This is a genomic window from Nocardia callitridis, assembly GCF_039543305.1.
Classification (GTDB): Bacteria; Actinomycetota; Actinomycetes; order Mycobacteriales; family Mycobacteriaceae; genus Nocardia; species Nocardia callitridis.
In genome coordinates this window covers 105,846-120,290 of sequence record NZ_BAABJM010000006.1, presented here as the reverse complement: position 1 = coordinate 120,290, position 14,445 = coordinate 105,846, and the positions used below count along the sequence as shown (strand labels likewise).

Sequence of the window (14,445 nt, the reverse complement as noted above, 5' to 3'; positions counted from 1 at the left end):
CCGCCTCGGTCCGGCCGGTTGCGCGAACCAGGCTCGGCGGCAACAGGTTCCGAGGTACCTGTGCCCCCAGCATCAGGCTCCTGCGACAACGCCCTGCACCTGACTGACCACCGCCGACAGCGCGTCGATCCGCCGTGCCAGCGACGCGCGCTGCGGCTCGGTCACGGTGTCGTAGCTGACGTGCCCGTCGCCAGCGATGTACTGCGACAACTCGGTATTGAGCCCGGCGAACTGCTGATCGATCTGCTTGCCGAGGTCGGGGTTTCGTTCATCCAGGATCGGGCGAATGCTGGCCACGGCGGCCTGGGAGCCGTCGACATTGGCCTGGAAGTCCCAGAGGTCGGTGTGCGAGAACAGGTCCTCCTCGCCGGTGATCTTGGTGCGCGCGATCTCGTCGAGCAAGCCCTGCGCGCCACCGGCGACCTGGATCGGGTCGATGGTGAAGTCGTCGGCGTTCACGCCGTCGACCAACTCATCGATATCCGCGACGAGTTGATCGGCGACCTTGTTCGTGTCGGGCTGAAGGCCCTGGGTCCACAGGTCCTTCTCCAAGCGGTGGAACCCGGTCCACTTCTCCCCCTCGGCGAGGTCGGCTTCGCGCAGATCTATCCGTGGGTCGAGATCGTCGGGGAAGGATTCGGCGACCGGTTCGATGCGCTCGTAATAGGTGCGGGTCACCGGGTATTGCCGTTTGGCCGCCTCGATGTCCCCCGACTTGACCGCGTCGACGAACATTTTCGTAGTATCCCGCAACGCGGTGACCTGGCTTTGCAGGTAGCGCTTGTAACCGGAGGACGCCTCGGCGAGCTTGCTGTCCTGATCGCGCTGTTGCGCCTGCCCGGTGACGGTGAAGTCGTGCCGGATGCCGTTGCCGACCATGCCCGGCTTGCACGCGGTTTGGTAGGTGCCGGGATCGGGCAACGCGACGATCAGCTGCCTGGTGATTCCCGGCCCGATGTTCTCCACTTCACCGAGCACCCGGTCACCGGTGCCGTAGACGTAGAACTCGGTCACCTTGGCGCCGTTGTTGGTGACGGCGAATGTCGCGGTGCCGGTCGCGGCGGTGTCGCGGGCGACCTCGCAGTTCGAGTCGTCCGCGGTGACGGTGATCGCGCCGTCCCCGCCCGCGTCCTTGCTGGTGCACGCGGCGAGCAGTGCTGGTAGCGCGAGTGCTGCGGTGAGCACCAAGACAGTAGAGCGCATGGGTGGAACCTTTCAGGAGTGCGGAACTGCCGCGGGATCGGCAGCGGGTGGTGTGCCCGCCTTGGCGGACCTCGACGCCGAGGTCGGCCGCAGGAACAGCACAAGCACCACGACCACGTAGCTCAGCCAGGCGATCGCCTGGAACAGGGTGGGATCGGCGCGGAAGTTGAAGATCCCCTGCGCGACGGTGCCGTACCAGCTCGACATGTCGAACCAGGAGGAGATGTCGAAGGCGAGGGTGCTCGATCCCGGCAGCCAGCCCGCGGTCTGCAGGGCCCGAATGCCGTAGGCGAGAATGCCGCCCGCGACCACGATGAGCAGCACGCCGGTGTATTTGAAGAACACCGCGAAGTTGATCCGCACCGCGCCGAAGTACATCAACACCGTCAGCAGTGCGGCGATCAGAATCCCGAGCAGCAGTCCGATCAGCGGCCACGAACTGCCCCCGGCGTTCTCCGCGTACCCGACCATGAGCAGCGCCGTCTCGACGCCCTCGCGACCCACCGCGAAGAACGACAGGGCGAGCACCGCGAAAGGACCGACCGCGACGGCTTTTTCCATCCCCGCGCGCAGCTCACCGGAAATCGAGCGCGCCGCGGTGCGCATCCACAACACCATCCAGGTGACGATCACGACCGCGACCAGCGAGGCCAACCCGGCGATCAGCTCCGCGGCCATGCCCGACACCGTCGAGGTGCCGTAATGAATGCCGAGAAAGATCGCCACGACCATCGCCACCGCGGCGCCGACACCGCCCGCGACCCACTTCAGCGCCGAACGCCGATCGGACTTCACCAGGAACGCGACGAGGATCATCACCACGATCCCGGTCTCCAGGCCCTCGCGGACGCCGATCAATCCGCTGCCGAAGATCTGCGTGGCCACCGAGGGCGCGGTGGATACGGAAGCCAGAACCGTCACCACGCACACCTCCACCGGACAAGAATCAACCCCACCCAGTACGGCAAGGCAAGGCTATTCTTACATAGGACGTTATTGCGCCGAGCGCGGATGCGGCAGTCCGGTCCCGCCGTGGAGCACCGCCAACATCTGTATCGGTGCAGCGTATCGCCGTGCGGCAGCAACCAGCGCGCCGCACGAGCCGACGCTCCGGCCAAGCGCTCGATCACTGCCACGCGCGGTTTCCGCAATACTGCTCGCGCAGTTCAGGTTCGATGATCTCTCGGCCACCAGCGCACACGCCGCCAACACGTCGGGCAACTCGATGTCACCCTCGACCACACCACACGCAACCTTCGTCGCGCCCCGCCCAACCCCGGCGCGATGCGAGCCGCCGCGGGGTGGATGCGCTCGACGGCGTCGCCCGGGCGCTCGGTCAAGGTCGCAGTGACGCTGGTCGCCAACACGGCCACCCGTTTCCGTTCATCGCGCGGCGTCCGAACAGTGTCGTCGGCGCTGATCTTGCCCGACGTCGCGAGCGAGAAAGCCCACTGCTGCCGCATCGCTTCTGGCAACGCGGTTCGGCGACGGCACCCAGCTCTCAGTTCACCTGCCGCGCATGGTCTCCCCAATACTTCTCGCGCAGTTCGCGTTTGACGATCTTCCCGGCGCCGGAGACGGGCAGCTCGGTGACGACCTCCAGGCTGCGCGGCGCCTTGTATCCGGCGATCAATGTCTTGGTGTGCTCGCGCAGCTCCTCGATGCTCAGCTCGGCGCCGGGCTGACAGATCACCACCGCGTGCACGCGCTCACCCCAGTCCTGATCGGGTACGCCGAGCACCGCGCAGGCGGCGACCGAGGGGTGGGTGGCGATGGCGTTCTCCACCTCCGCGGAGTACACGTTCTCGCCGCCGCTGACGATCATGTCCTTGATCCGGTCGACGACGAACAGGTACCCGTCATCGTCCAAGTAGCCGCCGTCGCCGGTGTGCATCCACCCGTCGCGCAGGGCCGCGGCGGTGTCGTCGGGGCGGTTCCAGTAGCCGAGCATCACGTTCGGCCCGCTGGCGACGATCTCCCCGACCGTGCCCGGCGCCACCTCGGCGCCCTGTTCGTCGACGATGCGCACCTCGACATGCGGAGCGACCCTGCCCGCCGAGCGCAGCAGTCGCGCGGTGTGGTCCTGCGGTCCGAGCAGGGTGGCCACGGGAGCAAGCTCGGTCATGCCGTAGCACTGGGTGAAGCCCGCGCTGGGGAACACCTTCATCGCGCGCTCGAGCAGCGCCTCGGAGATCGGCGAGGCGCCATAGATGATGTGGCGCAGGCTGCTCAGGTCGTAGTCGGCGCAGGCGGGGTGGTCCACGAGTTGCTGCACCATCAACGGCACCAACAGCACATCGGTGATCCGGTGGGCGTCGATCGCGCGCAAGACCGCGAGCGGGTCGAACATCGGGATGATCACGTGGGCACCGCCGAGAATGACCTGTGCGTTCCACCCCGCGAGGTCGGCGAGGTGGAACATCGGTGCGGCGTGCAACCAACGCGCACCGAATTCGGGCAGGTAGCCGGTGGCCAACGCGCCGAAGGCGGAGCTGATCAGGTTGGCGTGACTGAGCATCACCCCCTTCGGGAAGCCCGTTGTGCCACCGGTGTAATAGAGCCCGGCGAGTTGGTCGCCGCCGCGACGAGCGTCGGGCACGGGTGCGGAGGCGGCGATCAGTTCCGCATAGGAAACTGTCGAGGCCGGGGTCGGTCCATCGCCGTAGTGGATCACCGTGCGCAGACCGGGATACGCCGCCCGCAGCGCGGGCAGCAGCGGCGCGAAAGCGTCGTCGACCAACAGCACGGTGCTCTGTGAATCGCGCAGCGAGTAGGCGATCTCGGCAGCACTCCACCGGATGTTCACGGGGTTGAGCACCGCGTTCGCCCAGGGCACCGCCAGCAGGTATTCGCCGTATCTGTCGGAGTTGAGCCCGAGGATCGCCACCCGGTCACCGTCCTGGACGCCGAGATCGCGCAGCCCACCCGCCAGCCGGGCCACCCGGTCGGCGACCTGCGCGAAGGTGCTGCTGCGCTCGCCGTGGACGAGCATCACACCGTCCGGGTGCTGTTGCACGGCGCGATGCAAACCTTGGGTGAGGTACATGAGGACAGGCCTTTCCTTTACACCGCGTGCGCGGTATCGGATTCGAGACTCGCGCTGATGAACCGCGCGGCGGCCCGATAGGCCGAAGACGCCTCGGGCGCCAGCACGGGTAACGCGTGGAATACGTGCAGCTGATCCGGCCACATCTGAAGCTCGCTTTCGGCGCCGACGGCATGCCATCGACGGGCGAGTTCCACCGCGTCCGCGGCGACGAACTCCGCATCGCCGACTTGAATCAGCATGCGCGGCAGCACCATTCCCTGTTCCGGACGTAACTCGAGCCGAGGGTGCGCACTACCACCGGTATACATCTCGACCAACGAGCGCACCTTCGGCACCGAGATCAGCGGGTCGCGGCGGGTGCGCTCGTGGCGCGCGGCGATCGTGAGCGTCAGGTCGACCATCGGCGAGAACAGCACCAGCGCGGCGGGTTGCGGTGTCGCGGCACGCGCGTTCGCCAGCACCAGATCGGCCGCCAGCTGACCGCCCGCCGAATCGCCAGCCAGCACAATGCGATCGGGCGTGAACCCCTGGCCGAGCAGCCACCGATACGCGGCCGCCACATCGTGCACGGCCGCGGGAAAGGGATGCTCCGGTGCGAGTCGGTAACCCACGGCGAAGACCTTCATGCCGGTCGCGGCCGACAACCGCGAGGTGATCCCGCGATGGGTGCGCGGCGAACACGCGACGTAGCCGCCGCCGTGCACATAGAGGATCACCGCGTCGAGCGCACCGAGACGGCGCGCGTACACCCATTCGCCGCGCGCCCCGTGGTCATCGACGGGTGTCACCGTCGTTCCCGATAGCGGCGGTCCGAGCATCCGCATGGCACCGGCAAGCACTTCGCGCGCGACCCGCACGGTGTCCGCGTTGCTCGGAGCCAGTTCGAGCAACGGACGCACCGTCGAACCAGCGATCCGACGAATCATCCTGGTCCGCGACGAACCTCGCACGATCACGCGCCAGCGCGGCGTTCGACCTCGCGCACCAGGTCGTGGATCCTGCTGTCGTTGGCGAGCCGACTGTCGAGCGCGACATTCACCAGGCCGCGCAGCAACGCGTAGGGCTGCCAGCCCTTCGGCGCGAAGGTGCGCGGCGCGCGCCGCGCGATACCGTCGGCGATGGTGGTAGCGGCCTGCGCGGGACTGATCCGCACATTCAGTGGCCACGGCAACAATTCGGCCAGCTGACCGCCGAGTTCGTCGTCATCGAGTGCGTCGCTGGTCATCGTGGTCTCCACGACGCCGAAGTAGGCGACACCCGCGCTGGCACCAGCGGCCGACAGTTCGATACGCAGCGCCCTGCCGAGTTGCTCGACCGCGACCTTGCTGATCATGTATGGCGAGCCGGTGGGTCCCGGCGTCAGTGCTGCACCCGAAGAGACCACCACCACATGGCCTTTCGCCGCGACGATGTGATCGAGCGCGGGCCGGACGGTATTGAACACACCGGTCAGGTTGATGCCGATCACCCGGTCGAAGTCGGCGCCGTCGAGCACCCGCAGCGTCGACATCGCCGGGACCACCCCAGCATTGGCGACCACCACGTCGAGCTGCCCGAACCGTTCGACCACGCGGTCGACGGCGTCGCGCATCCCGGCGCGATCCCGGACATCGGCGACCACAGGAAAGGTGCGCTCTCCCAAGGCTCTTGTGGCGTAATCGATTCCGTACTCGTCGACGTCGACCAACGCCACCGAGGCGCCCCGCGCCACCAGAATCTTGGCCAGCTCGAAGCCGATGCCCTTACCAGCGCCGGTGACCATCGCCACCTTGCCGCGCACGTCGTAGCTGGGGTCGCCGGTAGGCAACAGTCCGAAGACGTCCAGCTCCGCCGCACCGGGAACCCGCGCGAGCAAACGGCCGATCATGCGCTCACCTCGTACGACTCGACATCGAAACGGCTTGTCCTGCGCCGATATTCGAAGCTCCAGTTGGGATACAGACCGGCATTGCCGCCATCCGCCGTTGTGTAGTAGCTCTCGCATCCGCCGGTCAACCACACCGTGGAGCGACTGCGCTCGGCCATTTCGCGCACGAACGCCTCCTGTACGTCCGCGCGCACCTCGACGCGCTGGGCGCCGCGTGCACGCATGGTGCGCAGCGCATCGACGATGTAGGTGAGCTGTGACTCGATCATGTAGATCGCCGACTGATTGCCCGCGGCGCCGAACGGGCCGAGCGTGCAGAAGAAGTTCGGGAAACCCGCCAGTGTCGTCCCCAGGTAGCTTTGCGGTCGCTGCTCGTATACATCTGCGGCGCTACGGCCTTCGCTGCCGAAGAACCGTTCGAACGCGCCGGGGGTCGACTCGAATCCGGTGCCGAAGATGAGGGTGTCCACCTCGTGCTCGACACCGTCGCGGTCGATGATGGAGTGCGCGCGGACCTCCGCGATCCCCGAGGTCACGACCTCGACATTGTCCTGAGCCAGCGCGGGCAGATACGCGTCGGAGAAGATCGCGCGTTTGCAGCCCATCATGTAGTCGGGTGTCAGTTTCGCGCGCAGGGCGGGGTCGGCGACCTGGCGACGTAACTGCCATTTGCCGAGCAGTTCGTAGGGGTGGCGGAAGCGGGTGTCGACGAAGCCGATCAGGCCGAAGCCCTCGATCATCGTGTAGTAGCCGCCACGAATCGCCTTACCCACCAACGGCATTCGGCGCAACAGCAGGCGCTCCAGGCCGAGTGTCGGCCGGTCCATCCTCGGGACGATCCACGGCGCCGACCGCTGGAACAGCGCCAGTTCAGCCACCTCGGGCTGGATCTCGGGTACGAACTGCACCGCCGAGGCCCCGGTGCCGATCACGGCGACCCGTTCCCCCGCGAGGTCGTGTTCATGGTCCCAGTGCAGTGAGTGAAAGGTCTTGCCCTCGAACGAATCCAGGCCGGGCAGGCGCGGATACTTCGCGTTACTGAACACCCCGGTCGCCGAGATGAAGAAGTCCGCGGTCATGACCCCCACCGCGGTCTCGATCCGCCAGAGCGCGCGCTGTTCGTCCCATCGCGCGTCCACCACTTCGGCGCGGTACCGAATATGGGAGTTCACGTCGTGGGTTTCGGCGACGTGGTGCAGGTAGCGCAAAATCTCGCGCTGGGGTGCGTAGGTGTGTGACCAGTTCGGGTTCGGCGCGAACGAATAGCTGTAGAGCTGAGAGGGGACGTCGCAGGCGCAGCCAGGGTAGGTATTGGCCTGCCAGGTGCCGCCGAGTTCCTCGGCACGCTCCAGGATGACAAGATCGTCGAATCCCGCCTCGCGCAACTTGATCGCGAGGCCGATGCCCGCGAATCCGGCGCCCACGATCACGATGGCGTGGTGTTGTTCCTGTGCTGTCACGATTATCGGACCATCCAGTCGTGTCGGCGCAGCAGCCGCGCGTAGACGCCGCTGGCGATGGTGGAGGTGATGAACCGGCTCACCGGGTTCACCAGTTCAACAAATTGACGCAGAGGCGTTTCACCCTCCATGGCGAACGTCCACGTCAGTCGCGTTCCACCGGCCTTGTCGACGAGCCTGATGTCTTCGGCGAGTCGGCGCATTCCGGGGATCGAGGCGGTGTCGACGGTGAAGCTCATGCGCTCGTCGTCGTCCCAGCGGTACAGACGCTCGGTCACACGGAATACATGCCCATACGTCACGTTACGGGTGGCGCCGACACCGAACGGACGCGGCGAGGTCCAGTTCGCGTCGGTCACCACCGGCGACCACGAGACCAGGGCGTCGTCGGCGACCAACGCGTCCCACACCCGAGGTACCGGTGCGGGCAGGTCGACGATATGCACGTGCCGGCACGTCGCGTTCGCGAGAAACGTGTCGTCGGCTTCGTTCAGTGGATAGCTGGACGCGAGGGACAACGTTGTCCTTTCGATGGCTTCGTGCTTGTTCACAGATCTGCCTGTTCACAGATCCAGGACCAACGAATCGCCCGCCGCGCGTGAGACGCAGGTGAGCATTCGATCCTTACGCTCGGCATCGAGCAAGATCCGATCGCGGTGCTCGACCTCGCCCGCGAGTACCGCGACCTTGCAGGTGCCGCAGAATCCTTGCTGGCAGGAGTAGGCGACGCCGGGAAACACCCGACGCACGGCGGCGAGCGCGGTCTCGTCGGCGCCGACGGTCACCGTGGTTGCGGTGCGCGCCAACCGCAGTTCGAACGGCTCGCCGTCGAGTACCGGTGCGGCAGAAAAGCGTTCGGTGTGCAGCGAGGCCGTCGGGTTCACCGCGAAGGTGCAGCGTTGTGCCGCGGCGAGCACGGGCGGCGGACCGCAGACGTACACGGCCGCACCGGGTTCGGCACGCGCGATCACCTCGGGGATGTCGGCGATTCCGTACTCGTCGTCGGGGTACACCTCGACGTTGTCACCGTAGCCGACCAGTTCAGGGAGAAAGGGCATCGTCGCGCGAGATCGCCCGAGGTACACCAGCTTCCAACGCGCACCGGCCGCCGCGGCGACCCGCACCATCGGCAGGATCGGCGTGATCCCGATGCCGCCCGCGACGAACAGATACGTCGGCGCGGTGTTCACGAAGCTGAAGCCGTTGCGCGGACCACGGATACGCAATGCGGCGCCGGGCAGCAACGCCTCGTGCACCTCGCACGAACCACCCCCGCCGTCGGCGATCCGCCGCACGGCGATGCGGTACTGCCGCCGGTCGGCGGGATCACCACACAGCGAGTACTGCCGCTGCCGTCCCGACGGTAGGAACACGTCGAGATGCGAACCCGGCGTCCACGTCGGCAACCGCCCGCCGTCCGGTGCCACGAGGTGGACCACGCGCACGTCCTCGGCTTCGGTGCGCACCGACTCGACAACGACATCGAGATCGAATCCGCTGCGCCGCACCGGATTCGACCGGGACAGCAGGGGCGCGCTCGGACCGGCGACGAAGACCCGCTTGTAGACGTCCATCGCCGCGGCCAACGCTCGCAGCCCCGACGACGGGGTGAACTCGGGAGCCATCACACCCACCGTCATCGGTGCTCGGCCGCGCGCGCCGCAGGGGACTGCGCGAGGTATCGCAGCGCCGCGTCCATGGAGCCGAGCTGGGAAGGATGAAAACCGGGCCGCAGGTAGCGCGGCAGCTCGGTGAAGAACACCGTGAACTTCGGAATAACCCCGCGTGCGGTGGCATTCGCGAACTGCAGTGGCCAGAAGCGGCCCTTCTTCGGCTCCGGGTCCTTGCGGTAGAGGTAGGCCGTCGACGCGATGAACAGCGGAAGCAGCGTCATGGCGGCGAGCACGCCGGTCCGCGCCTTGCGCGCGTAGCTGCCGTCGACATACATGAACGCGTCGTAGACGACGCTGCGGTGCTCGACCTCCTCGGCGCCGTGCCAACGCACCAGATCCAGCATCGTGGGGTGCATTCCCCTGTCCTCCAACACCTTCGCCTCGAGCAGCCATTCGCCGATCACCGCCGTGTAGTGCTCCATGCCCGCGAACAAGCCGAGGCGTTCCTTCAGCCATTCGTCCTTCGCCTTGCCGGTGAGACCGTGGTCGCCGAGCAGGCGGTCGGTCAGCCACGCGACCGCACCGACATACGATTCGACGTCGAGGCCGATCGATTGCAGGTGGTGACGAGCGCGTTCGTGGCTGCTCGCGTGCATGGCCTCCTGGCCGACGAATCCCGCGACTTCCTCGCGTAGTCGCTCGTCGGTAATCAGCGGTAGCGCCTCGGCGAGGGTGTTGGCCATCGCCCGCTCGCCCTCGGGGAGCACCAGGTGCATCACGTTGACAATGTGGGTCGCGAGCACCTCACCGGGGATGTAGTGCATGGGCACGGAATCGAAGTCGAAGTGCACATCGCGGGGGTTGATCGCATGCGCTTCGGACGCATAACGATTCGCCGCGTCACGCCCACTGGTCTTGCCTCGAACTGCCATACCCCGAACGTACAGAGCTACAAATCACATTGCAATGTTGCAGCAACAAATCAATCGAAAATGTTGCACGAATGGAGTCCTCTGTTAGCTTCAATGGCGTGACCTCCACGTCCCCCACCTCACCGAGCGCGGGCGAAGCCGAGCCAGGCTCGCTCGAATCGCGCATCCTGGACGCCGCGCTCGACCAGTTCGGACTGGTAGGCATCAAGAAGACGACGATCGAGGACATCGCCCGTCGAGCGGGCGTCGACCGGGTCACCGTCTACCGCAGGGTCGGCTCCCGCGACGACGTCGTCAAAATGGTCACCACCAGGGAGGTTGGCCGGGCACTGGCCGCGCTACAGGACATCCCCGACCGGCACGACGATCTCGCCGACCTGGTCACCGACATCCTGCGCACGGTGTACACCCTCTGGCGCACCCACCCATTGGTCACCCGCATGCTCGACGTCGAGCCCGACCGCGTGTTACCGCAGCTCACCACCGAAGGCGCACCGGTCTTCGCGATGTGCGTTTTCACCGCGACCGAGGTGCTGCGCCGAGCCGTCGACAAGGACCTGCTGCCCGACTCCCCCGACCTGCCCGCGCGCGTCGAGATCATGTGCCGCGTTGTGCATTCGCTCATCCTGCAACCACACGGCGCGATCCCCTCGGAAACCGACGCCGAACTCGACACTTTCGCACGCACCTATCTGGTCCCCATCCTCCGGGGCTGACGTCGATACACCTGGCAGAAGCGATAATCCACCGAGAAATTTTTCGGCAGATCCACAACCGAACACTCGGCCGATCCACTACGCGGTGTTCGGCAGATCCACATCAGTGGGTACGATGACCCCCTGCGCGAAGCAGTCGATTATCTGCCACGGCGGGCCGAACAGCTGGTAACCGAAGCCATGGCGGACACCGAGACCGCGACGGCAACGAGGTCGACGCGATCATGGAAGACAGTGCGGGTCGGATCGTCGCCATCGAAGTGAAGGCAGCGGAAACCGTACGCGCGGAGGACTTTCGCCCGATTCGCCTGTTACAGCGTCGACTCGGCTCTCGGTTTCACGCGGGCTTCGTCCTCTACTGTGGCAATCAGCAGCTTCCTTTCGGCGACCGCCTGGCCTGCCTACCGATCAGCGCCCTCTGGCGAACCGCGGCGCCCGGAACTTGATCGCACGCTCGGCGACCAGGCGGCCGGGAATCAGTATGTGTGCGTGTGCGAGTACGCAAGTCGAAGGTTCGGACTCGGGGGCTCGTCTATGCTGGGGCGCGTGAACCAGCCGGGGACATCACGGTTCGCGGCTACCTACCCCCCGGAGCAGCCAGGACTGCCACGTGGGCGTAGCCGACTTCCGGTGGCCGTCGCGCGTGAACGCCAGCACGATCGACTACTGCGCGCGGCGATCTCGGCTATCGCCGACAAGGGGTACATCGACACGAACGTCGCCGATATCGTGTCGCGGGCACGGGTTTCACGGCGCGAGTTCTACACCCACTTCGGCAATATCGAAGACTGCTTCCTTGCCGCCGCGACTGCCAGTGCCGCAACGCTTTTCGACACCATGAGCAAAGCCACCGCCGAGCTTGCCCCACTGGCCGCCATGCGCGCCGCCATCGGCGCGTACCTCGGAATGTGCGCGGGCGAACCGGAATTCACCAAGTGCCTGATCATCGACCTGCCCGCCACCGGTATCCGCGGCGCGACGGACAGGCTGCGCGGCGACCGGAAGTTCGCGACGATGCTGCACACCCTGCACGAGGCGGCGCGCAGCGAACACCCCGGGTGGCCGCCCGCGCCCGATGAGGCATACCTCGCGGCGGTCGGCATGATCGTCGAGCACGTCGCCGAGCACCTCATCAACGGCGAGGTGCACCGCCTGCCCGCACTCACCGACCGATTCCACGGCCTCACCCTGCGCCTGCTCGGCGTCCCACCACACTAGGCAAACTGCCGCATAAGCCCTGGTCAACGGCATTCATCCGCCCGGATAAATATTGCAGTATGCGAAATATTGCAGTTTGTGTTAATTTTTCGCCATGGCAGAAGACACCGCCGAACCTCCGATCGGCTTGCGTGAACAGAAGAAGCGCAAGACCCTGCTCGATCTCTGCCAGGCCGCGCGCAGATCGGTGCTGGAGCACGGACTCGACGCGACAACCGTCGAGGGCATCGCCAAGACCGTGGGCGTTTCCCCCCGAACGTTCTTCAACTACTACGACACCAAGATGGACGCGGTGGTCGGTCCGATCGAACTGATCGGCACACCCGAAACGCGCGAGCACTTCATCGCGGGCGGTCCTACCGGTGTGCTGATCAACGACCTCGTGGAGCTTCAGGTCCCCGACATGGAGTCCGAAGGCAGTGTGCGCGAAGGCATCATGATGGTCACCGAGATCGTCCACCGCGAACCCCGCGTCCTCGCCGCCTTCATGGCCGCTGGCGCCGCGCACGAGGCCGAGATCCACGAGATCCTCAATGCCCGGCTCGGCGAGGAGGTTTCCAGTGACCTCGCCGCGATGGCCGCCTCGATCATGACGACGATCACCGTGCGAGCCGCCACCATGATGCTCGAAGACTCCACCACCTCACTGCGCGAGGCCATGCAGGCGCACTGCGCCGCCGCGGCCCGATTGTTCGATCACCCCCACAACAGCGAGAGCGGACGTGCCGAATGACCACCGTGACTGATTCGCCGTCAGCACCGATCGTGCTGACCCAGAAACGAATCTGGCTGATCTTCTCCTCGCTGATCGCGGCGATGTTCCTGGCCAGCCTCGATCAGATGATCGTCGGCACCGCCATGCCCACGATCGTCGGCGACCTCGGCGGCGTCTCCGAAATGACGTGGACCGCGACGTCGTACCTGCTGGCCACCACCATCGTGATGCCGATCTACGGCAAGATCGGCGACCTCTACGGCAGGCGCTGGCCGTTCCTGTTCGCGATCACCGTGTTCACCGCCGCCTCCATCGGCGCGGCGGCGGCGACCGGGTTCTGGGAGTTCGTCGTCTTCCGCGGCCTGCAAGGCGTCGGCGGCGGCGGGCTGATGATCCTGGCGCAGGCGACGATTGCCGACGTGGTCCCGGCCAAGGACCGAGGCAAATACATGGCGCCGATGGGCGCGATCTTCGGCATCACCTCGGTGGCGGGCCCACTGCTCGGCGGCCTGTTCGCCGACCATCTCGACTGGCGGTGGTGCTTCTGGATCAACGTCCCCATCGGAATCATCGCGCTGCTCATTGCATTCAAGTACCTCACCATCCCGAGCCACCGGTCCACGGTGCGACTGGATTACGGCGGCGCGGTACTGATGTCGGCGGCCACCACGCTACTGATCCTGATCACCGACTGGGGTGGCAAGCGCTACGCGTGGGATTCCGCGACGATCCTAGGCATGGGTGCGACACTGGTGCTGGCGATCATCGCCTTCATCGTGGTGGAATCCCGTGCGCAGGAACCGATGCTGCCCCTGTGGCTGTTCCGCAACCGGACTTTCGTGCTGACCTCGGCGATCGGGCTCGTCGTCGGCCTCGCGATGTTCGCGGCACTGGCGTTCATCCCCACCTACCTGCAAATGGCCACCGGTGCTTCGGCTTCGGTGTCCGGTCTGCTGCTGATCCCGATGATGGTCGGACTGATGCTTTCGCTGGTGACCTCCATGGCGGCCATCACCAAAACCGGGAAATACCGGATCTACCCGCCGCTGGGCTCGCTGATCATCATCGCGGGCATGCTGTGGCTGACACAGCTCAGCGCGCAGACCCCGATGTGGGTGGTCGGCGCCATGCTGTTCGTGATGGGTGCGGGCCTCGGCCTGATCATGCAGATCGTGGTGCTGGTGGTGCAGAACGCGGTCCAACCCGACCAGATCGGCACCGCCACCAGCGCGAACAACTACTTCCGCGAGATGGGCGGCGCGATCGGAATCGCCGTGTTCGGCAGCATTTTCACCAGCCGCCTCACCGAGGGTCTCACCGACGTGTTCACCGCACACGGCCCACAGGTGGCCGCCGCCCACCTCGACCCCGGCGCGCTCATCCCGCAGGTGGTGAAAAACCTTCCCGCCGAACTGCACGACGCCATCGTCGGCGCCTACGTGCACGCACTGGTCCCAGGTTTCTGGTACCTGATCCCCGGCGCGGTGATCGCCCTGCTGCTCTCGCTGTTCATTCCACACCTTGAACTGGCCGACGAGGCGGGCATGGTCGCCCGCGGCGAAGCGGTCCTCGCCGACGAGGACCCCGCCCCCGAGCCGGAGGCAGCCACTACTTCGTAACGACAGTCATCGCCGTCAGCCCCGAATACCCTCTGCCAGAGGGTATTCGGGGC

13 protein-coding genes are annotated in these 14,445 nt (G+C 66.2%); 4 read left to right on the top strand and 9 right to left on the bottom strand.

The genetic code is table 11. From position 1 onward, the window contains the following. Window positions 1-72: 72 nt before the first annotated feature. From efeO to ABEA50_RS24940, 9 genes are all read right to left on the bottom strand, one after another. Window positions 73-1,203 carry an iron uptake system protein EfeO gene (gene efeO, locus ABEA50_RS24980; RefSeq protein ID WP_345498386.1) on the bottom strand — a complete coding sequence of 377 codons (1,131 nt, stop codon included), beginning with the start codon at window positions 1,201-1,203 and terminating at the stop codon, window positions 73-75. 12 nt (window positions 1,204-1,215) lie between these two features. Next, a complete protein-coding gene (efeU, locus tag ABEA50_RS24975) occupies window positions 1,216-2,124 on the bottom strand; it encodes an iron uptake transporter permease EfeU (RefSeq protein WP_345498384.1) in 909 nt (302 codons plus the stop codon). A 580-nt stretch (window positions 2,125-2,704) separates the two neighbouring features. After that, window positions 2,705-4,249, bottom strand: coding sequence for an acyl-CoA synthetase (locus ABEA50_RS24970; RefSeq protein ID WP_345498383.1), 1,545 nt, complete (start codon window positions 4,247-4,249; stop codon window positions 2,705-2,707). Window positions 4,250-4,266: 17 nt separating this feature from the next. After that, a complete protein-coding gene (locus ABEA50_RS24965; RefSeq protein WP_345498381.1) occupies window positions 4,267-5,178 on the bottom strand; it encodes an alpha/beta hydrolase in 912 nt (303 codons plus the stop codon). 26 nt (window positions 5,179-5,204) lie between these two features. After that, entirely contained in the window at window positions 5,205-6,119 is a 915-nt protein-coding gene (locus ABEA50_RS24960) for a short-chain dehydrogenase/reductase (RefSeq protein ID WP_345498380.1), read from the bottom strand. Continuing rightward, the gene (locus ABEA50_RS24955; RefSeq protein WP_345498379.1) at window positions 6,116-7,579 is read right to left on the bottom strand and encodes a flavin-containing monooxygenase; all 1,464 of its coding nucleotides are present in this window, start codon (window positions 7,577-7,579) and stop codon (window positions 6,116-6,118) included. Before ABEA50_RS24955 ends, ABEA50_RS24960 begins: the two co-directional genes overlap by 4 nt. Before the next feature lie 2 nt (window positions 7,580-7,581). After that, window positions 7,582-8,130, bottom strand: a complete 549-nt coding sequence (locus tag ABEA50_RS24950; protein ID WP_345498378.1) for an SRPBCC family protein — start codon at window positions 8,128-8,130, stop codon at window positions 7,582-7,584. A gap of 12 nt (window positions 8,131-8,142) precedes the next feature. After that, complete coding sequence (locus tag ABEA50_RS24945; RefSeq protein WP_345498376.1) at window positions 8,143-9,219, bottom strand: PDR/VanB family oxidoreductase; 1,077 nt, start codon at window positions 9,217-9,219, stop codon at window positions 8,143-8,145. Then, window positions 9,216-10,124: a metal-dependent hydrolase gene (locus tag ABEA50_RS24940; RefSeq protein ID WP_345498374.1), complete on the bottom strand. Its 909-nt coding sequence runs from the start codon at window positions 10,122-10,124 to the stop codon at window positions 9,216-9,218. The genes ABEA50_RS24945 and ABEA50_RS24940 overlap by 4 nt, the downstream gene beginning before the upstream one ends. 98 nt (window positions 10,125-10,222) lie before the next feature. Between ABEA50_RS24940 and ABEA50_RS24935 the strand changes: the two genes are divergently transcribed. The 4 genes from ABEA50_RS24935 (at window position 10,223) to ABEA50_RS24920 (ending at window position 14,392) form a co-directional block, all read left to right on the top strand. Then, window positions 10,223-10,840, top strand: coding sequence for a TetR/AcrR family transcriptional regulator (locus ABEA50_RS24935; RefSeq protein WP_345498372.1), 618 nt, complete (start codon window positions 10,223-10,225; stop codon window positions 10,838-10,840). 546 nt (window positions 10,841-11,386) lie between these two features. After that, complete coding sequence (locus ABEA50_RS24930) at window positions 11,387-12,058, top strand: TetR/AcrR family transcriptional regulator (RefSeq protein ID WP_345498370.1); 672 nt, start codon at window positions 11,387-11,389, stop codon at window positions 12,056-12,058. A gap of 94 nt (window positions 12,059-12,152) precedes the next feature. Continuing rightward, window positions 12,153-12,791 carry a TetR/AcrR family transcriptional regulator gene (locus ABEA50_RS24925; protein ID WP_345498369.1) on the top strand — a complete coding sequence of 213 codons (639 nt, stop codon included), beginning with the start codon at window positions 12,153-12,155 and terminating at the stop codon, window positions 12,789-12,791. Continuing rightward, a complete protein-coding gene (locus ABEA50_RS24920) occupies window positions 12,788-14,392 on the top strand; it encodes an MDR family MFS transporter (RefSeq protein ID WP_345498368.1) in 1,605 nt (534 codons plus the stop codon). The genes ABEA50_RS24925 and ABEA50_RS24920 overlap by 4 nt, the downstream gene beginning before the upstream one ends. Window positions 14,393-14,445 lie beyond the last annotated feature (53 nt).